Source organism: Parapedobacter tibetensis (assembly GCF_024704835.1).
GTDB classification, from domain to species: domain Bacteria; phylum Bacteroidota; class Bacteroidia; order Sphingobacteriales; family Sphingobacteriaceae; genus Parapedobacter; species Parapedobacter tibetensis.
The window spans coordinates 226,165-246,249 of the sequence record NZ_JAMXBE010000007.1 but is presented as its reverse complement, the minus strand read 5'-3'; the positions used below and the strand labels follow the sequence as shown (position 1 = coordinate 246,249).

At 44.1% G+C, this 20,085-nt stretch carries 17 protein-coding genes and 1 tRNA gene; 13 read left to right on the top strand and 5 right to left on the bottom strand.

All coding sequences use genetic code 11. From position 1 onward, the window contains the following. The first annotated feature begins 97 nt into the window (after nucleotides 1–97). Nucleotides 98–1,618 carry a sensor histidine kinase gene (locus NF543_RS13915; protein WP_257668744.1) on the top strand — a complete coding sequence of 507 codons (1,521 nt, stop codon included), beginning with the start codon at nucleotides 98–100 and terminating at the stop codon, nucleotides 1,616–1,618. A gap of 12 nt (nucleotides 1,619–1,630) precedes the next feature. After that, on the top strand, nucleotides 1,631–2,332 hold the full coding sequence (locus tag NF543_RS13910; RefSeq protein ID WP_257668743.1) for a response regulator transcription factor: 702 nt from the start codon (nucleotides 1,631–1,633) through the stop codon (nucleotides 2,330–2,332). Nucleotides 2,333–2,392: 60 nt separating this feature from the next. Here NF543_RS13910 and NF543_RS13905 read toward each other — a convergent pair whose 3' ends face one another. After that, nucleotides 2,393–2,593, bottom strand: coding sequence for a hypothetical protein (locus NF543_RS13905; protein WP_257668742.1), 201 nt, complete (start codon nucleotides 2,591–2,593; stop codon nucleotides 2,393–2,395). A 257-nt stretch (nucleotides 2,594–2,850) separates the two neighbouring features. Here NF543_RS13905 and NF543_RS13900 point away from each other — a divergent pair, with 257 nt between their 5' ends. Together NF543_RS13900 and NF543_RS13895 are read left to right on the top strand one after the other, a co-directional pair. Then, a complete protein-coding gene (locus tag NF543_RS13900; RefSeq protein WP_257668762.1) occupies nucleotides 2,851–4,479 on the top strand; it encodes an acyl-CoA carboxylase subunit beta in 1,629 nt (542 codons plus the stop codon). Nucleotides 4,480–4,618: 139 nt separating this feature from the next. Beyond that, complete coding sequence (locus NF543_RS13895) at nucleotides 4,619–5,968, top strand: acyl-CoA dehydrogenase family protein (RefSeq protein ID WP_257668741.1); 1,350 nt, start codon at nucleotides 4,619–4,621, stop codon at nucleotides 5,966–5,968. Nucleotides 5,969–6,015: 47 nt separating this feature from the next. Here the strand turns inward: NF543_RS13895 and yidC are convergent, their stop codons facing one another. Continuing rightward, on the bottom strand, nucleotides 6,016–7,836 hold the full coding sequence (gene yidC / locus NF543_RS13890; RefSeq protein ID WP_257668740.1) for a membrane protein insertase YidC: 1,821 nt from the start codon (nucleotides 7,834–7,836) through the stop codon (nucleotides 6,016–6,018). A gap of 44 nt (nucleotides 7,837–7,880) precedes the next feature. After that, nucleotides 7,881–9,500: a CTP synthase gene (gene pyrG, locus NF543_RS13885; RefSeq protein WP_257668739.1), complete on the bottom strand. Its 1,620-nt coding sequence runs from the start codon at nucleotides 9,498–9,500 to the stop codon at nucleotides 7,881–7,883. A gap of 263 nt (nucleotides 9,501–9,763) precedes the next feature. Between pyrG and NF543_RS13880 the strand changes: the two genes are divergently transcribed. From NF543_RS13880 to NF543_RS13870, 3 genes are all read left to right on the top strand, one after another. Then, nucleotides 9,764–12,784 (top strand): amidohydrolase family protein, encoded by a 3,021-nt coding sequence (locus tag NF543_RS13880; RefSeq protein WP_257668738.1) that lies wholly within the window; start codon nucleotides 9,764–9,766, stop codon nucleotides 12,782–12,784. A 24-nt stretch (nucleotides 12,785–12,808) separates the two neighbouring features. After that, the gene (locus NF543_RS13875) at nucleotides 12,809–14,119 is read left to right on the top strand and encodes an amidohydrolase family protein (RefSeq protein WP_257668737.1); all 1,311 of its coding nucleotides are present in this window, start codon (nucleotides 12,809–12,811) and stop codon (nucleotides 14,117–14,119) included. 67 nt (nucleotides 14,120–14,186) lie between these two features. Beyond that, on the top strand, nucleotides 14,187–14,699 hold the full coding sequence (locus NF543_RS13870; protein ID WP_257668736.1) for an HmuY family protein: 513 nt from the start codon (nucleotides 14,187–14,189) through the stop codon (nucleotides 14,697–14,699). A 109-nt stretch (nucleotides 14,700–14,808) separates the two neighbouring features. Here NF543_RS13870 and rplS read toward each other — a convergent pair whose 3' ends face one another. Then, nucleotides 14,809–15,156, bottom strand: coding sequence for a 50S ribosomal protein L19 (gene rplS, locus NF543_RS13865; protein ID WP_257668735.1), 348 nt, complete (start codon nucleotides 15,154–15,156; stop codon nucleotides 14,809–14,811). 207 nt (nucleotides 15,157–15,363) lie between these two features. Here rplS and NF543_RS13860 point away from each other — a divergent pair. Both NF543_RS13860 and NF543_RS13855 read left to right on the top strand, forming a co-directional pair. Beyond that, nucleotides 15,364–15,437: transfer RNA gene (locus NF543_RS13860), tRNA-Pro, on the top strand. Nucleotides 15,438–15,736: 299 nt separating this feature from the next. Then, nucleotides 15,737–16,969 (top strand): site-specific integrase, encoded by a 1,233-nt coding sequence (locus NF543_RS13855; protein ID WP_257668734.1) that lies wholly within the window; start codon nucleotides 15,737–15,739, stop codon nucleotides 16,967–16,969. Nucleotides 16,970–17,051: 82 nt separating this feature from the next. Here the strand turns inward: NF543_RS13855 and NF543_RS13850 are convergent, their stop codons facing one another. Then, entirely contained in the window at nucleotides 17,052–17,351 is a 300-nt protein-coding gene (locus NF543_RS13850) for a hypothetical protein (RefSeq protein WP_257668733.1), read from the bottom strand. A 40-nt stretch (nucleotides 17,352–17,391) separates the two neighbouring features. Between NF543_RS13850 and NF543_RS13845 the strand changes: the two genes are divergently transcribed. The 4 genes from NF543_RS13845 to NF543_RS13830 all read left to right on the top strand — a co-directional run bounded on the left by NF543_RS13845 (nucleotide 17,392) and on the right by NF543_RS13830 (nucleotide 19,916). Then, nucleotides 17,392–17,817, top strand: coding sequence for a hypothetical protein (locus NF543_RS13845; protein ID WP_257668732.1), 426 nt, complete (start codon nucleotides 17,392–17,394; stop codon nucleotides 17,815–17,817). 330 nt (nucleotides 17,818–18,147) lie between these two features. Beyond that, nucleotides 18,148–18,603, top strand: coding sequence for a hypothetical protein (locus tag NF543_RS13840; RefSeq protein WP_257668731.1), 456 nt, complete (start codon nucleotides 18,148–18,150; stop codon nucleotides 18,601–18,603). Nucleotides 18,604–18,757: 154 nt separating this feature from the next. After that, complete coding sequence (locus NF543_RS13835) at nucleotides 18,758–19,276, top strand: GNAT family N-acetyltransferase (RefSeq protein ID WP_257668730.1); 519 nt, start codon at nucleotides 18,758–18,760, stop codon at nucleotides 19,274–19,276. Between the two features lie 361 nt (nucleotides 19,277–19,637). Continuing rightward, nucleotides 19,638–19,916, top strand: coding sequence for a helix-turn-helix domain-containing protein (locus tag NF543_RS13830; RefSeq protein WP_257668729.1), 279 nt, complete (start codon nucleotides 19,638–19,640; stop codon nucleotides 19,914–19,916). Nucleotides 19,917–20,085: the final 169 nt, after the last annotated feature.

Here is a 20,085-nt window from a genome sequence, read left to right as displayed (position 1 = left end):
ATTGCCCAGTATGTTAAATACTGTTAACGTGTGTTAAGCGGTGTTATATTAAACCAAGCAAATTTCCAAAACCTGCGCGGTTTCGTAGCTTTGTAGGATGATGTCCAAAAGGATACGGTTTATTGTTGCCATTGTCGCCTGTTCGCTGATCGGAATCTTCCTGCTTCAGGGCTACTGGCTGTATAAATCCTATCAATTGTCAATACAGCAGTTTGACAAGGAGGTGGCGACTGCGTTGGAGCGTTTGCAGGATCGCCATACATTGACCGACTTGGAATCCATGGGTTTTAATGAATTGGATACGGGCATCAATAGGCAGGGTAAACTTGAACGGATGGTACGTTTTTTCCGAGCAACGCCGGGCTTTTCTGACATGCAAACTCCACGAACCCAGCAAATACACATCAGGGATTCCAACTACCGTGACAGCCTTACCACGACCTTCGTGATGTCCATGGCTGATACGGGATACTTCGACCTCGGGTTTATGGCCGATAGTTTGGCCCCGAAACGAATGATTACCCAAAGGCATGAGGTCAAAGTCAATTCCATGAATGCCTACCGTTTGGATGAACTGGTGAGTTTCGCGGGTGGTTTACAAGTTGAGCTAGACTCACTGCTCCGGCAAACCGGAATCCATTCTCCTTTTGCTTTTCGGCTCAGTAATTTGACAGCGGGAGGCGATGAATATGTCAAGGATAGTATTCTTTTCAATAACGAGGGCAATAAGCAGTTGAGTGCAAGAATTGGTGTGTTGAGGCCCTATAAGTTTGAATTGTCAATTGGGAATGATGTTCTATACATCTTGCGTGATATGCAGTGGGTATTGCTGGCATCCCTGGTTATCGTGGGGATTACGGTGTGGGCGTTTGTATACATGATCCGAACCATATTCCAGCAGAAGCGGCTTTCGGACATGAAGAACGATTTCATCAACAACATGACACACGAATTTAAAACTCCCATCGCCACGGTATCCTTGGCTGTGGAGGCCATGAAGAATTTCGACGTCATGAATAAACCGGAACAGGCAACGGAATATCTTGATATCTGCCAGCATGAACTGAAGCGTATTTCCGTGATGGTTGAAAAGGTGCTGAAGATGGCAGCCTTCGGGCGGAGCGACATGAGCCTGGCTTTCCAAAAAACGGATATCGATCAGTTGGTGAATGATGTGGTGGCCAATATACGTCCCCAATTGGAAAAGCAGGCCGCCAAATTGTCCATCAAATCCGATAGGACACCGGTGGAGGCCATGGTAGACCGTGATCATATTTCCAACGTAGTATATAACTTGATTGATAACAGCTTGAAATATTCAGATAAGACACCAGAAATCAATATTACGTATGGCGTGGAGAACAATAGCATACGATTATCGGTGAGCGATAATGGCATTGGGATAGCACAGGTATATCGTGAACGGATATTTGAGAATTTTTTCCGTGTCCCTACAGGCAATATACATAACGTCAAAGGTTTTGGGGTAGGGTTAGCCTATGTGTCGGCAATCGTAAAAAAACATCATGGTGAAATAACGGTAGACAGCATGCTGGGAAAGGGCAGTATATTTACCATTATATTGCCACTGAAGCAACAAGAACATCATAACAATTAACCTAAACGGACCATGCAACATATTAAGAAACTGAAAATATTGTTAGCTGAAGACGAACCTTTTCTAGGTAAAATTGTCAAGGAAAGTTTAGAATCGAGGGAGTTTGAAGTGATGTGGGTGCAGGATGGACTTAAAGCGTATTCGGCATTCCGGACCTTCAACCCCGATATCTGTGTCTTGGATGTGATGATGCCTACCAAAGACGGATTTACGCTAACCGAGGATATTCGGAAGGTAGATGATCACGTGCCTATCATCTTTCTGACCGCCAAATCCTTGACTGAAGATGTGGTCAGGGGGTTCGAGCTGGGAGGAAATGATTACTTGAAAAAACCTTTCAGCATGGAGGAACTCATCATCCGGATAAGGGCGTTATTGAACAAGGCAATTAAACAGCGGCAAGTTTCACCAAAGGAACAGTTTTCCATTGGCAAATATACCTTCAACAACGCTTTGCAGGAGCTTAGTTTTGGAAATGAAGTTGCTAAACTTTCTTTTCGCGAATCAGCTTTGCTAAAAATGCTTATTGAAAATAGAAACCATGTGCTTGAGCGGAAAATGGCTTTGGATTATCTCTGGGGTGAAGATAGCTTCTTCAATGCCCGGAGCATGGATGTTTTTATAACCAAACTACGTAAATACCTTAGAAAGGATAGCGATGTTGAAATTGTAAACGTTCGTGGAATAGGCTATAAACTCATAGTAGACGAATAAAAAAGCCCGTCCACCAATTGGTGGACGGGCTTTTTTTACAGATTTTTTAATCCGGCCTGATTAGTTTGACAATGAGTCAAGTGAATCAAGAGCAGCACCGCCAATAGAATCGATGGTATCTATGGATGATTCCATTTCATTCTCGATTTCGTTTTGCAAAGAATCAGCAGATTCTTCGCTCTCAGAAGTAGTGGTGTTACAAGCAGCAATAGCTACAGAAAGAGCTAAGCCTAAAAAGCCGAATTTAAATACATTTTTCATTGCTAATTTCCTTTTTGGTTAAAACAAATATGTTTACTTAACTATTAATACCCAGGCAAGGGAAAGGTAACCCTGTGAATTTCAAGTAACCCTGTTTCATGAATTATTTCGTTGATAACTAGTTTATTATGTTTTGTTGTTTTTTGGATTTAGGATGCTACCTTGGTTTTTTTTGACATGCTAAGCTCAGGAATTGAAAAATTAGTAATGCCCGAAATTTCAAAATCCATGGAGAATACTGTATCTTGTGAACCATGATAAACCTCGAATTTAACCAAAATGAGGACCTGAATAAGCAGGCTGTTTCCGAACTGAAAAACCGATTGAAAAAGGTATATATAGGAGGAGGGGCTAAGGCCGCGGAGAAACAACAGGCAAAAGGAAAAATGCTTGCCCGTGAACGAATTACATACCTCTTGGATGTGGATAAGCCATGGCTTGAAGTTGGAGCACTGGCGGCTGACGGTATGTATGAGGCACAAGGGGGTTGTCCTTCGGCAGGCGTGGTAGCCGGCATTGGCTATATTTCCGGGCGACAATGTGTGGTGGTGGCCAATGATGCTACGGTGAAGGCAGGGGCTTGGTTCCCCATGACAGCCAAGAAAAATCTGCGTGCGCAGGAAATTGCCATGGAAAACCGACTGCCTATTATCTATTTAGTAGATTCAGCTGGTGTATATCTACCCATGCAGGATGAGATCTTTCCAGACAAGGAGCATTTTGGACGTATTTTTCGCAACAATGCGCGGATGAGCAGTGAGGGCATTGTGCAGATAGCAGCCATCATGGGTGCATGTGTGGCCGGTGGGGCCTATTTGCCCATCATGAGCGACGAAGCGATGATTGTGGAGGGTACTGGATCCGTGTTTTTGGCCGGGTCTTACTTGGTCAAATCGGCCATTGGTGAAACGGTGGACAACGAAACCTTGGGTGGAGCGACCACACATTGCGAAATTTCAGGCGTCACGGATTATAAACATCCGGATGACAAGACTTGCCTTGATTCCATCCGTAACATCATGAGCATGTTGGGTAAACCCCAAGATGCTGGCTTCGATCGGATGAAACCATTACCTCCGAAACTGAATGAACAAGATATTTATGGAATATTACCGCCTTCGCGCGAAAAATCTTATGATACGAAAGAAATCATCATGCGATTGATCGATGATTCCAAATTTGAAGAATATAAAGCACGATATGGGCAAAGCATCATCTGTGGCTTAGGACGCGTGGATGGCTGGGCGGTTGGTTTTGTCGCCAACCAACGGAAGGTGGTAAAAAGTAAGAAGGGCGAAATGCAGTTTGGTGGTGTAATCTATTCGGATGCGGCCGATAAGGCTACCCGTTTCATCATGAACTGCAACCAGAAGAAAATACCGTTGGTGTTTTTGCAGGACGTGACGGGCTTCATGGTGGGGAGCCGTGCCGAACAGGGTGGTATCATCAAGGATGGAGCTAAGATGGTCAATGCCGTAGCCAATTCAGTGGTGCCCAAAATTACGATTGTAATGGGCAATTCCTATGGGGCGGGCAATTACGCAATGTGTGGAAAGGCTTATGACCCACGCTTGATTTATGCATGGCCATCGGCCAAAATCGCCGTGATGGGTGGGGTACAAGCGGCGAAAACATTGCTGCAAATTCAAACGGCCTCCATGAAAGCAAAGGGCACGGAAACTGATGACAATGAAGACAAAAAGTTGCTTAAGGAAGTCACGGAACGATATAATGAGCAGACAACACCCTATTATGCCGCGGCTAGACTCTGGGTGGATGGTGTCGTCGATCCCATGGAAACGCGGAAAATTATTTCTATGGGGATAGAAGCTGCCAATCAATCGCCCATCGAAAAGCCGTTCAATGTGGGGGTGATACAGACGTGAGTCTGGAAGTTAGAAAGACCGAAGATGAAGTTGGGCGTGGTGAAGTGATTGAATAGTATTTTTGCGTACTCCGCGAGAAAGCGAAGCGCCTTCGTGGTCTTTGTGTGAAACAATTGAAGCATTAGCAAATAAATAGATTATGTTCTCGAAAATCAAAAAGGCTTACCAGTTGTTCAAAAGCGTCGATTTTGAACAACTCGATAAATTGTCGCGGAAAGTAGATTTACCCAAGGTGATGGATTCATTCTCCAAATTGGATGATAAACAGCTTAAGGGTTTGATGAAGATGATGGATGGGGGTAGGCCCAAGGCGGAAGTACCGCCCATTAACGGTGATTTCTATGAACTGCATTTACGTTTGAACGAAGAAGATCGGGCCCTGCAGCTCAAGGTACGGGATTTCATGGAACGCGAAATACGTCCCTTGGTCAACCACTATTGGCTCCGTGATGAATTTCCATTTGAAATCATCCCTAAATTGGCCGAATTGAATATTTGTGGGCTTACTTATGAAGGATATGGATGTGCCGGGAGGTCTTCCTTGATGGAAGGCATCATTGCCATGGAAATTGCACGGATAGACGCCTCTGTAGCCACGTTCTTTGGAGTGCAGAGCGGTCTGGCTATGGGATCGATATACTTATGTGGTTCCGACGCTCAAAAACAAGAGTGGCTGCCTGCAATGCAACAGATGAAACTAATCGGTGCTTTCGGCCTTACTGAACCCGAAGTAGGGTCGGGCGTAGCAGGTGGGTTAACGGTAACGGCACGGGAAACGGAGCATGGTTGGGTACTCAATGGACAGAAGAAATGGATAGGCAATGCGACCTTTGCCGACGTAACGGTAATCTGGGCCAAGGATTTGGGTGACGGTCAAGTGAAAGGCTTTTTGGTGCGCAAGGGAACACCAGGTTTTGAGGTGGAAAAAATCAAGGGGAAAATGGCCCTCCGCATTGTCCAAAATGGGTTGATTACAATGACCGATTGCATGGTGCCAGAAAGTGACCGACTGCAACATGCCCATTCATTCAAAGATACGGCCAAAGTGCTGCAATTGACCCGGGCCGGTGTGGCTTGGATGGCGGTGGGCTGTGCCCGTGGGGCTTATGAAAACGCGTTGGACTATACATGCAAGCGCAAGCAATTTGGTAGGCCTATCGCTTCCTTTCAGTTAATCCAAAACCACTTGGTAGAAATGCTATCTAATCTCACGGCCATGCAGACATTGGTATACCGCTTGTCTGAATTGCAGGATGCAGGGATGCTCAAGGATGAACATGCCTCGCTTGCTAAAGTATTTTGTACACTCCGTACACGCGATATCGTGAGCCAAGCACGTGAGGTAATGGGCGGAAACGGAATTTTGCTAGAATATGATGTGGCGCGATTTTTGGCCGATGCCGAAGCGATCTACTCTTATGAAGGGACCAAGGAAATCAATTCGTTGATTGTGGGACGATCGATTACAGGCTTCAGTGCGTTTGTTTAATGGTAAGAAGTTGGAAAACCGAAACTTCAATCTTCCAACTTCCAACTTTACTTTTTACCCTTGCCTTTGCCTTGCTGCTGACGCATATAATCTTCCATGCGTTGCTGGAACTTCGATTTCTTCTTCGCTTCGGGTTTCTTTTTATTCGATTCGATGATTGCCAGTATTTTATCGTCATTGATCATCTGACGAATGATAACTTGTTGGCCGAACGTAAATACTGTGGAGAGGAAATAATAGTAGTTCAGCCCTGCGGGGAAACTATTCAGCACGAAGAGGAAAATCAGCGGCATAAAGTAACCGATGTATTTCATTTGGCCGGTTGCACCTGATACAGAATTATTATACCAAGTGGATATTAGCGTGGTCACCGTCATCAGGATACACATCAAACTGAGGTGGGATGTACCGATAATGGGCAATGGAGAGAAGGTAATGGGGGAGTCGTATGTGGAAAGATCTTTCACCCAAAGGAAACTTTCTCCACGCAGTTCAAACAGGTTGGGGAAAAAGAAGAAAAATGCAATGGTAAACGGCATCTGCAATAGCAAAGGGATACAACCACCAAGGGGATTAACCCCTGCCTGTTTATAAAGCTTGAGGTATTCCTGCTGCAGCAAGGTAGCATTGTCTGGTCCTACTTTTTCCTTGATTTGGTCCATCTCAGGCTTGAGTACCCGCATCTTGGCCATGGATACGTATGAACGGTAAGTTAGGGGAGAGAGCACCAATTTGAGCAATACAGTAAGGACGAGGATGACAAAGCCATAGCTCCAATTGAAGCCATCGAGAAAGTTGAACACCGGAACGGTTATGAAACGGTTAATCCATTTCATTGGCCCCCAACCCATGTCGATTTGTTTTTCCAGACCATAACCATGAGCCTTCAAGACCTTATATTGATTTGGGCCAAAGAAGAAATGCATGGGATAAGTATTGATGTCTTGGCGACTGAAATTCAAGTGGAGGTTAGCCGCAAATAATTTGACGATGTGATCATCAACACTGGCGTACACATTGATTTTCCCGCCGTTGAAGCCGTTGTCCGCAACCAACACATTAGAGAAAAAATGTTGCTTAAACGATACCCACTCCATATTTTCCTTAAAGCTTTCCTCATCATCATTGGAGGTGCTTAGATGGTCTACATCCCCATCAGCCAATGCATAGTATGCCGTGGAGCGTTGGCGTTCGCTGCTCATATCCTTTTCCTTCTGGTACAGAACAGTCTCCCAGTTGAGTACCAGTTGGGTCTCAGTGGGTGCAATCACGTCTTGCATACCCTTGGTTAGGATGGTGAAGCCTAAATTATGGTCGTCGCCCTTGATGGAATAGATGTAATCAATGTATTTGTCGGCATCATAAGCCAACCGGAATGTGACCGAAGCAGAATCTTGGCCCACCACACGGATGTCGCTGCCCGTAGTAGTGAAAAACAGATCGTTGGTGATGATATTTTTGCCTGCTGATGAGAAAAAGAGCCCAAATTTGTTCTGGTCGCCTTCAAACAGCATCAGTGGACGTCCATCGTATGTTTCTTGACCCTTGATTTCTACGGATTTCACTTGACCACCCTTGGTGCTAATATTGGCCTTGATGTATTCGTTTTCTAGGGTGACAATCCGTTCGCTGCCCGCTGTGGCTCCGCCAAATGGTCCACTTAAGATGGTCGAGTCAAGTACGGTGGTAGTCTCTGTGATAGCGGAGGTGTCTTGGTCTACTTTTTCAATGCCTGCCCGCGACCGGGCTAGCGAGTCTTGTAATTGGCGCTCACGTTTTAACTCTTCTTCAGAGGGTTTCATCAAAAAAACGGATGCCCCAATGATGATAAATATTAAAACGAGACCTATCAGTGTATTTCTGTCCATTTCTTATTTACGCTATAGTATTCGTGTTTGCAACGCACTTCTGTTTATTTCTGTTTTGCGGCTTTGGCATGGGCCAAAGAAGCGGCTACAAAGCTAACAAAAAGTGGGTGAGGATTTGCAACTGTTGATTTTAATTCTGGATGGAACTGCCCTGCGATGAAAAATGGATGGTTTTTAAGCTCCACAATTTCGACAAGGTTGCTTTTAGGATTGATGCCAGAAGCAATCATTCCTGCATCTTCATACTGGGCGAGGTAATCGTTATTGAATTCATAACGGTGGCGGTGCCGTTCGGATATTTTGTTTTTTCCATAGATAGCAGCCACCTTGGAGCCTTTTTTGATTTCACAGTCATAAACACCTAATCGCATGGTGCCACCCATGTTTATCACACCTTTTTGCTCCTCCATGAGGTTGATTACGGGGTATTTGGTTTTCGGATCCATTTCAAAGCTGTTTGCGTTTTTGAGTCCCAATACGTTCCTGCCAAACTCGACGACAGCACATTGCATACCGAGGCAGATGCCGAAAAAAGGAACATGATGTTCACGGACATAGCGGATGGCCATTAATTTACCTTCTAGTCCACGTTCACCAAACCCTGGAGCAACCACCACACCACTTATGCGGGTGAGTTTCTCCTCCACATTGTTTTCGGTAATGCTTTCTGCGGCGATGTATTTTACTTTCACCTTGCATTCATTCATCGCTCCGGCATGTATGAAAGCTTCGCTAATAGATTTGTAAGCATCTGGTAGTTCCACGTACTTCCCTACAAGGGCAACGGTTACTTCGTTGGTTGGGTTTTTCAATTTACCCAAAAAGGCTTTCCAATTTTCTAAATTGGGTTCATTCTTGGTAGACAGCTTGAGTTTGGTCAATGCCGTCTTATCCAATTGCTCTTTGAGCATCAGCAAAGGAACATCATAGATGGATGGAGCGTCGATGGATTCAATCACTGCATTTATATTGACATTGCAGAAAAGTGCCAGTTTCTTGCGGATATCCAAGTTGAGATGATGTTCGGTGCGGCATACCAGGATGTCTGGTTGAATGCCGTATTCCAACAACGTTTTGACGGAGTGCTGTGTGGGTTTGGTTTTAAGTTCACCGGCTGCTGCCAAAAAGGGTACAAGCGTCAGGTGGATGACCAATGAATTGTTGCTCCCCAATTCCCACCGCAGTTGCCGCACGGCTTCGATGAAAGGTAACGACTCGATATCGCCCACGGTTCCCCCGAGTTCGGTGATGATGATGTCGTACTGCCCCGCTTTGCCAAGCAGGCACATTCTTCGCTTGATTTCATCCGTAATGTGCGGCACTACCTGCACGGTCTTGCCGAGATAGGCTCCTTCACGTTCCTTGTCGATAACGTATTGGTAAATGCGTCCGGTAGTAACGTTGTTGGCTTGTGAAGTGGGAGTGTTGAGGAAACGTTCGTAATGGCCGAGGTCCAAATCGGTTTCCGCACCGTCTTCGGTCACATAGCATTCGCCATGTTCATAGGGGTTGAGTGTACCGGGGTCGATATTGATGTAAGGATCGAATTTCTGGATGGTTACCTTATAGCCCCGCGCCTGTAGGAGTTTGGCCAAGGACGCCGAAATAATACCTTTTCCCAACGACGAGGTAACGCCGCCCGTAACAAAAATGTATTTAGTCATAATAAAATCAGGGTATATTATACGGTGTCCAAGCCATAAAAAGCTTAAAAACATCACGCTTATGTACGGGATACAAAGGTAGAGCTTTTTATCGAAATATAGTTAAAAAAATCGCGATAACATATATAATATGCAGGATGTGCTTAAAAATGCTTTCGATCATATTTATAAAGGCAAAGAGGTAACTTTCATATTACTATATACCTTTTTTGTGAAAAAATCGAGATAACAATCTATTTTTGATTGTACTTATCCCAATAAACATGAAGAAAATACTACTTTTTTGTTGCTTTTGGCTGTTCTCTTGGCTATCAATAGCCCAGGAAACCTTTCCAGTCAACGGTTCGCATGACGAAAGACCACAGTTTTTCGCTTTTACCAACGCTAATATTGTAGTAAAAGCCGGCGAAGTCATCCAAAATGGCACATTGTTAGTGCATGGTCAACGGATAGCCGCATTAGGCAAAAACCAAACTATTCCCAAAGGCTATGTGACCGTTGATCTACAGGGCAAATTTATTTACCCTTCGTTCATTGATGCATTCAGTGAATACGGACAGCCGAAGGAAAGCCGCAGCAGTAGTGGCCAGCAAGGTTTTGGAGGCCGACGCGAACAAGTTTTTGAATCCACAAAGAAGGGACCCTACGGTTGGAACGAAGCCATTCGGCCAGAAACAGCAGCCAAGAAAACGTTTACGGTAGACCAAAAGCAAAGCGAGGAGTTGAAGAAGATTGGGTTTGGCGCTGTGCAATCCATCGTGCGCGATGGCATCGCTCGCGGAAGCTCGGTGGTAGCCACGTTGGCCGATACCCGTGATAATGAAGTGATTATCCTGCCCGAAGCGGGGGCACATTATTCGTTCAGTAAAGGTTCGGCACAGACCAGTTATCCATCTTCTTTGATGGGTAGCATTGCATTGCTTCGGCAAACCTATTACGATAGCGAGTGGTATGAGAAGAAACAGGATGAATACAACATTTCCCTGGAAGCCTTTGGTAAGTTGCAATCACTGCCCCAATTTTTTGAAGTGGATGACATGCTCGATATCCTCCGAGCCGATAAAATAGCCAAGGAATTTGGAAAAAGCTATATCATTAAAACGGGCGGCAACGAGTATCAGCGAATAGAAGACATCAAAGTCACCAACGCCAGCTTGATTGTACCCCTTAATTTCCCGAAAGCATATGATGTGGAGGATCCCGCAGATGCCCGCAATGTGACACTGGCCCAATTAAAGCATTGGGAAATGGCACCTGCCAATCCAGCGCTATTGCAAAAAGCCGGTATTCAATTTGCCATCTCTCCGGTTGGATTGGACAACCTGCGTGATTTCTGGGGGAATCTACACCTTGCTTTGGATAATGGCCTTTCCCAAGAACATGCGCTACGTGCGCTCACGGAGATACCGGCCGAAATGTTGGGTGTATCTGACAAGTTGGGTACCTTGGAAAAAGGAAAATTGGCGAATTTCATCATTACAAGTGATACCTTATTCAAGGAAGGAACGGTAATCCATGAAAACTGGGTGCAAGGGAAAAAATTTGTGGCTACCAAAAGCAGTGCTCAAGATATTACTGGCGAGTATGCCACTCAACTGCCGAATATAGGCCGTGCAAAATTATTGATACAGGATAAACGAGGCAAGCTAGAGGTGTTATTGAAGGTGGGGGGTGATACGACCGATATCAAGGTGGCATCAAGCCGCAGTGGTGATTTGATGTCGTTCAGTTTCAATCCCAAAGGGCAGCAAGGAAGCACGCGTATCAGCGGCTATATTGCTGGTGGAGATCCACTTGCCCTGAAAGGTGAAGTGGTTCAACCAGATGGTACCTCCTCTGCATGGACAGCCATTTATACGGCTGCATATGTATCCAAGGAACCTAATAGGCAGCGGCAAAGCAAGAAAACCGTTGCCGAGGGTCGGGTAACTTATCCCTTTGTGGCCTATGGCAATGCGCAATTACCTGTTGTAGAAACCACTTTGATAAAAAATGCTACAGTATGGACCAATGAAGCACAAGGTATTTTGGAAGGTGTCGATGTGTTATTGGCCAATGGTAAAATCAAAGCGGTAGGTAAGGGCTTGTCTGCTGCTGGGGCCACTGTGATAGACGGTACAGGAAAGCATGTGACACCGGGTATCATTGATGAGCATTCCCATATTGCCATTACGAGAGGGGTGAATGAGGGATCGCATTCGGTCACCGCCGAAGTACGGATAGGCGATGTCGTCAATTCTGAAGACATTAATATTTACAGGCAATTGGCCGGAGGGGTAACGGCCTCACATCTTCTGCATGGATCGGCCAATTCCATCGGTGGCCAATCCCAACTGATCAAGCTACGCTGGGGACATAAGCCTGAAGGCCTGAAATTTGGCAATAACGATGGTTTCATCAAGTTCGCGTTGGGCGAAAACGTGAAGCAAAGCAATTGGGGTAATGCTGGCGGCGTGCGTTTCCCTCAAACCCGGATGGGTGTGGAGCAAGTATTCGTCGATGCGTTTACACGAGCTAAGGAATATAAGTCGCGAATGGCTGCAAATGACCCCACGCTAAGGCGCGATTTAACCTTGGATGCACTGGTAGAGATACTGGACGAAAAGCGTTTCATCACTTGCCATTCCTACGTACAGTCTGAAATCAATATGCTCATGCATGTAGGTGACAGCATGGGTTTCAAGGTGAATACATTCACTCATATCTTAGAAGGGTATAAGATGGCAGATGAAATGGCCCGCAGGAAAATAGCAGGCGCGTCCTTTGCCGATTGGTGGGCCTATAAAATGGAAGTGCAGGAAGCAATCCCATACAATGCCTACCTCATGCATAAGCAACATGTGCTTACCGCCATTAATTCCGATGACGCCGAAATGGCACGCAGACTGAATCAGGAAGCGGCTAAAGCGGTAAAATATGGCGGGGTAAGTGAAGAGGATGCCCTAAAAATGGTGACACTTAATACAGCCAAAATCCTCCATGTGGATGACCGCGTAGGGAGTCTTGCACCTGGTAAAGATGCCGACGTGGTGATATGGAGTGATAAGCCGCTTTCGATCTACGCCAAAGCGGAAAAAACCTTTGTGGATGGTGTGAAATATTGGGATATCGAAGAAGATGCCAATAAGCAACGTGCACTCATCGCCGAAAAAGCTCGGCTCATCCGTAAATCGTTGGAGGCGAAAAGCAAGGGTGGCACCACCCAAAGACCTGTTGCCCAACCCAACATGGAATACCATTGCGATACAATTGGGGAAATCGGCGAGTTCGAGTCCATGGATTAATTTAGGCTATTAAATACTACAGCGATGAAAACGATAAAATACATGTTAAGTGCGATCACCTTACTCCTTGTTATGGATGTGGCCGAAGCACAACCCACAATATATCCGGCTAAGGCACAGGAAAAACCTATTGCCATTACAGGTGCCACCATCCATGTGGGGAATGGCGATGTTATCGAGCAGGGGACATTACTATTTGACCAAGGAAAAATCACCTATGTGGGAGGGAATACCACCATCCCTGATGGGACCGAGATTGTAGATGCTCAAGGCAAGCATCTATACCCTGGATTCATTGCGCCCAACACAAACTTGGGTTTGGTGGAGATATCATCGGTGCGGGCAACGGTAGACTTTGGTGAAGTGGGTGAAAATAATGCACATGTCCGTGCATTGATTGCGTATAACACTGATTCAAAAGTAATCAATACCTTACGATCCAACGGTATATTACTCGCGCAAATCACTCCGCAAGATGGATTGGTTTCAGGCCAATCTTCCATTGTGCAATTGGATGCATGGAATTGGGAAGATGCTGCCTATAAGATAGACGAGGGTATCCATATCAATTGGCCCACTGTGCGTTTTGGACGCTTCGGTGGGGGAGGAGGAGGCACAAACCCCAATGCACAGAAGGAGCGAGTTGAACAAGAAATCGCTGAATTGGAAAATTACTTAATGGAAGCCAAGGCCTATGCTGAATTGGGGAGCAATCGGACTACCAATGCTCGTTTTGAAGCTTTTAGGGCGGTGTTTTCAGGTAAACGGAAAGTATATGTGCATGCCAATAAGGCTACTGATATCATTGCTTCCATATATGCCTTGAAGCGGCTTGGCATCAACCCGGTACTGGTGGGAGGAACAGAGGCCCATTTGGTGACCGACGTGCTTACGGACAATCGGGTGTCCGTTATCATCAATCAATCGCATGCACTTCCCTCCGGCACTGATGTGGATGTTTACCTTCCGTATAAACAAGCTAAACTATTGACTGATGCGGGGATATTGGTGGCATACAGTATCGATGGCTTTTGGCAACAGCGTAATCTTCCATTTATGGCTGGTACGGCGGCGGCTTATGGGCTTGATAAAGAGCAAGCACTGGCAACCATCACCAGCAATACAGCGAAGATACTTGGTATCGACGATAAGACAGGGACTTTAGAAGTCGGGAAAGATGCTAATCTCTTTATATCCCATGGGGATGCCTTGGACATGCTCGGAAATACCGTGGAACGGGCGTTCATCCAGGGGCGGGGCATCGATTTGAATGATTTACATAAACAATTGTTCGAGCGCTACGAATATAAATACGGTCTTTCGGAAGGTAAATAAAGAATTCGTCCGGCCTTTTGTTTAGATTCGTTATAAATAAAAAGTTGAATTACCCTATATTTGCGAGATGGAAACAACATACCGCAATATCACATCGATGGCTGTAGGTACATTGATACTGATGTCCACATGCTATGCACAAGAGATCAAAACCATTAGCAACATTGACGCCGCTTACAAGACGGCATATTTCAATTTGGAAACCGGAAAGGAAGCCGCTGATGCCTCGGGAGATTGGGATATTGCATTCAACCGAACTACGGTATTGATTAATGGTGGGAGTAGTGGTAAGGGAAAGACCACAGCAGTATTATTAAAGGATGTATCGTTTGAAGGTGTGACAAAAGAGCCCGACACGGGCTTTAAAACTGATTCGGATGAAGAAAAAGCTATCCCTTCTGGTAGTGGAAATGGATGGTATGAATACAACATGGCAGATCACAGTATCAATCCCATTTCTGGCCGCGTCTTTGTCATCAAGACGTCGTCTGGTAAGTATGTGAAGTTGGAAATACTTGGTTATTACAACAAATCGAATTACGAGTCCGCCAATTATTCCTTTAGGTATAGCTTTCTGTAGACTGGAAATGGGGGGCTTAGGTAAGCTCAAGGATTTGCCCGGTGGAGTATATAAAAAAAGTGGAACCCTGCGCAGGGTTCCACTTTTTTATAACAATACATTTGCGGTATTAAACCCTTTTGGATTTGATACGTGCTGCCTTGCCGGTAAGACCGCGTAGATAAAATAATTTCGCGCGGCGCACCTTTCCATGGCTATTCACCTCAATCTTATCAATGTTAGGCGAATTTAACGGAAAAATACGCTCCACACCTACGCCGTTAGAGATTTTACGCACGGTGAATGTTTCGTTTATACCAATACTATTTCGTTGGATGACAACACCTTGGTAAACCTGGATACGCTCTTTGTTCCCTTCGCGAATTTTATAGTGTACGCTAACAGTATCCCCAGCCTTGAATGCGGGAACCTCATTTTTTGTTACCGCCTGTTCTTCTACAAATTTTACTAAATCCATGATTTTGAGTAATTAATGACGACTATTATCCCGTAAAAATCGAGCTGCAATATTAGTGATTATTTTTCGAATATGAAAGGCGTTTTTCAAAAAAGAAATATACAATAGTATTTGCATTTTTGCAATTAATAGCTACCTTTGCAATCCCAACGGGATAAGGTGCTGAATAATCCTAGTATTGTGCCCCGATTGGAAACAAAATAAGTTCGGGGTGTAGCGTAGCCCGGTATCGCGCCTGCTTTGGGAGCAGGAGGTCGTAGGTTCGAATCCTGCCACCCCGACGACACTTACACTAAGTGAAGTCAAAAACCCGCAAATTGATGAAATTTGCGGGTTTTTTGTTTTTTTCCATACCAATAAACCCCAAAGAATACCAATCAAAATGTGAGCAATTGCGTGAGTGATTTCGATGATTTAATTTTACTCACCTATTAGCAATTAACTAATTGTATTTCAGTAATTTGAATACAATTATTTTGATGCTATTTGCTCTTGTTTGATACCCTTTTGAATGCACATAGGTGAGCAGTGCGTGAGTAACCGTGCTAAAGTGTATCAGTTAAACAAAAAATAGATTGGTATGAAAAGTAGGAACACCTTTGGAATCCACTTCGTCTTGCGGATTCCCAAACAACAGAAAAATGGCATGGCAACGGTGTACGCAAGGATAACCGTGAACGGTCGCAGGTCGGAAATTTCCCTTAAAAAGAAAGTTGCCCCCAAAGAATGGGATGATGCAAAGGGCAGGGCAAAAGGCAAGCGTGAGGAAATCGTAAAGCTGAACAGCCACATCGAACGGGTGCGGACACTCATTGCCGATGGCTACCATGAATTGATACAGCAACGGAAAACGGTTACCGTGGATGCCGTCAAATCCCTTTTCCTCGGCGAAGCGGAGGAAACGATGACCTTGCGTATGTTGGTCGATTACCATAACAGGGAGACGGTGCATAAATTGGTGCATGGTACGATGAAGAACTACCATACTACCCAAAGATATATCGAGAAATTCCTGAAAGAGAAATACCGCAGGAACGATATAGCCTTATCGGAACTCAATTACAGGTTCATCATGGATTTTGAGGGCTATCTGCAAAAACACCAACCGAAAGACCACCACAAACCGCTCAATAACAATGGTATCATGAAGCACATTGAGCGATTTCGCAAGATGGTCAACATGGCTATAATGATGGACTGGCTTGCGAAAGACCCTTTTGCCAAATACAAGCTCCACTTTGATAAAGTGGAAAGGGGGCATCTAACACAACAAGAACTGGACATATTGGCTGACAAGACTTTTTCAATCGAACGGCTGCAATCGGTGCTTGATATGTTCCTGTTCAGTTGTTACACAGGGTTGGCCTATATTGACTTGGTCAATCTCACACCCGAAAACATCGTGAAAGGCATCGATGGCGGGGATTGGTTGGTGACACACAGGCAGAAAACGGAAACGGTCGTCAAAGTACCCCTTTTACCACAGGCATCCGCACTCATAATGAAGTACCAAGACCACCCGAAAGCATCCAACGGCGGTACGCTGTTCCCCGTCATATCAAACCAACGGATGAATGGATATCTAAAGGAGATAGCGGATATATGTGAGATTACCAAAACACTCACGTTCCACATCGCACGGCATACGTTTGCCACCACGGTCACATTGAGTAACGGAGTACCCATCGAATCGGTAAGCAAGATGCTTGGACACACGAGCATCCGCACCACGCAGATTTATGCCAAAGTGGTCGAACACAAGTTGAGCGAGGATATGCAGAATCTAAGGGAGCGCATGGCAGCCGCACGGTAAGCCAACGTAAAAATCCCCCTGAATTAAGTAAATTTGCAAGAGACAGCCCAATAGGTGACTGTCTCTTTTTTATTTCAAATGTTCAAAAATGATTGCCATGAGGGATACCTATTTCAAGATACACCGACCTTTCAGCAGAAGAAAACACAGATACGACATCGGTAGCCCGATAGGGTTTTGGAACCTTTACGATGACAACCATTTCCTCAACCGATTGTACGACATTGGCAATGAAGAACAGGAAGCGTACTACCATTATCACATGGAACATGCAATTGGTACGGGAAAGTGCAGTGAAGCAGAATTTTATGAACTCGTACGGGAAATCGTGGCAGACCATATCGAATTTATCCGCAAACAATCCCCCTTTTCCCATAAACATGCACGGAACCGTGTCAACCTAAAATGCCTGCGGACATTCCGTGACTATCTCATATCCATCAATACCTACGGATACCGTGGACATCACCATCACACGCTACGATACGGAGATTGCCACATTGAAAAAGGAACTGGAAGAAAAAAACAGAGAGCTTGAAGCGTTGAAACAATACGAGACCGAATATAAGGTGAGGATAACGAAAGGATATCTGAACGCCTTTGTTGACCTTATCCATCAATTTCCTGAAATTAAAGACCCACGTAAGGACAGTATACGCCTTTTGAATGCATCGACCGAAAGCGTATGGGTAAAGATGATATGTAAATATTTCCAGCATGGTGACGAGGAAATCAACATGGAAACAATAAGAAGCAGGTTTACTTCTAACAAAGAAAGCCCGAGTTCAAAATATCGTCCGATAAGAGAAAAGGACAGGATTTTTAGGATTTTACCCATAGAAGATTAGTGTTCACTATACGGGCATTACGCATTATGTGTAATATCAGAAATAGAAAAAAGGTTATACAAAATACGCAATAGTTTTCGCGGAGCGAAAATCCGGTGTAATAAACTGACTATAAGCTAAGACAATCAAAAAAGTAGTTTTTACGTTGCAAATTTGGGAGATTGGATAGTTGAGCATATATTTGAGTTAGCGGTCATTGTAAGCCGACACCCTGCACAAATGAAATTAACGACAATAAACATAAATTCACACTTTCCATTTGACAACCTTACTGCGGACAGACAGAAAATTTAAAAGGAATTAATACGAAATAGGGAATGCAAGAACAAAATGCCAACGAGAGATATAGATTTTATGACAATAAATGATTTTAAGACAGAACTAAAGAACTGGAAGTTTACCAAATACAAAGCAATTAATTTCGCTATCGGAATTTCAGCGTTGCTTATTTATGAATTTATTGGACGACCAATTTATCGACCATTTATTTACGCTAACCAAATTAATGACTTTCATATTGCAGACACATTGGGTAATACATTAGGAACTATGGCGATGATATTCTTCTTAATTGCAATTTTATCCAATGACACGACAAAAGGAAATTACTTAATAAATCTTGGAACATTTAGTCTTGTTGTGTATGAACTTGCACACCCTTTATTAGGAAAACCTATAGACATTTGGGATATTATTGCTACAATTTTGACAGGTTTCATTAGCTATGTAATTTATAACAGCATATTTAGAGAAAAACAATTAAAACAGAAAACAACGAACCGCTAACAAGGGTTTTGCAATAGTGGGGCTGAGAGTCATAGGCTCAACTTTATGTACCATATTGAGCATTGGTGCAATCATCGGCTGACGTGCTTCGATTACCCCACCATCGCAAAGCCCCAAAACGTTATATGCAAGCTTTTTCGAAGACTATCAAGAAATGAAAACCGAAATTTTTACCAATAAAATTAAACTGAAAATTGCTGAAAAGTCTGACTCAAAAAGAATTTTTGAATTAAGAACAAATCCCGAGGTTGCAAAATTCATAAACAGAGATTTGAATAAAAATTTATCGGAAATTGAAACCTTTATTGAAAACATAAATTCTGACTTCAACAATGCAATGTTTTTTAAAATCATTACGCTTGAAGAAAATGAAATTGTGGGAACAATTTGCTTATGGAAAATAAATCGTGATAATAAATATGCTGAAATTGGTTATGAATTATTCCCAGAATTTCAAAACAAAGGACTAATGAGCAATGCAATAAAGGCAATTTTAGATTTTGCTAACGATGAGCTTGGACTTGAATATATTGAAGCATACACTCACAAAGAAAATCTAAATTCCCAAAAATTATTAAACAAGTTTGGATTTGAAAAAATTAATGGAAAATCTGACATTAAAAATCCTAATAACGTAATTTTTGGAAAGAGTATCAATAAAGCCTGCATATAATACGGGTTTGACGTTAGGTGGGCTGACGTTCTTGTCGGAAATCCCGTCCGAAAACCGAACCCCGAATCATTAGCATCCCTATCACAATAAGATAAAACAGCCCATATACGATTTCGGGAGTACATTAATAGGAACCTATTGTTTGGCAAATAATGCACATTATCTGCAAACCAAACAATATTCCTCTCGCCACAGAACCACTAAAGTCCATACACATTCGCCCAAAACTGACCAAACGCCCAGAATGGTCATCCTGTGAACCAATTTCATCCATTCCTTTGTACCCAAAGCAGTCGGAAACGCACCATCTGTTTCCGTCCGCAGGGTACATATTTTTTTACGATAACACAAAGGAGGAAAGATGAAAGTAGAACTTATCACGAGGGACGACCTCGAAAAATTCAAAAAGGAACTGTTTGAGGAAATCAGAAAGCACAATCCCCATCCGAGGAAGCAGGGGCAAGAAGCACGTGCATGGCTAAAAAGCTATGAGGTACGTAAGTTGCTCGGCATATCGGCAGGTACACTCCAAAACTTGCGGGTAAACGGCACATTGCCGTACACCAAAATCGGCGGACTGATGTACTACAAATACGAGGACATCCAAAAGCTGATGGAGGGAGGTGAAGATGGCGAATAGCATCTGCAAAACCACGGTACGGGTGCTTGCACCCGACCGCCCTTTTCCTATCCCGATTGTAGGGAGCAAGTTTATTTTTTTGCAATGCAAAAAACCGTTCCCCCACGCTCTGCGGAGTGGGGAACGGCGGATGCTCCCGTTGGTCGCAATCCGTAAACTTGGGGAGGTT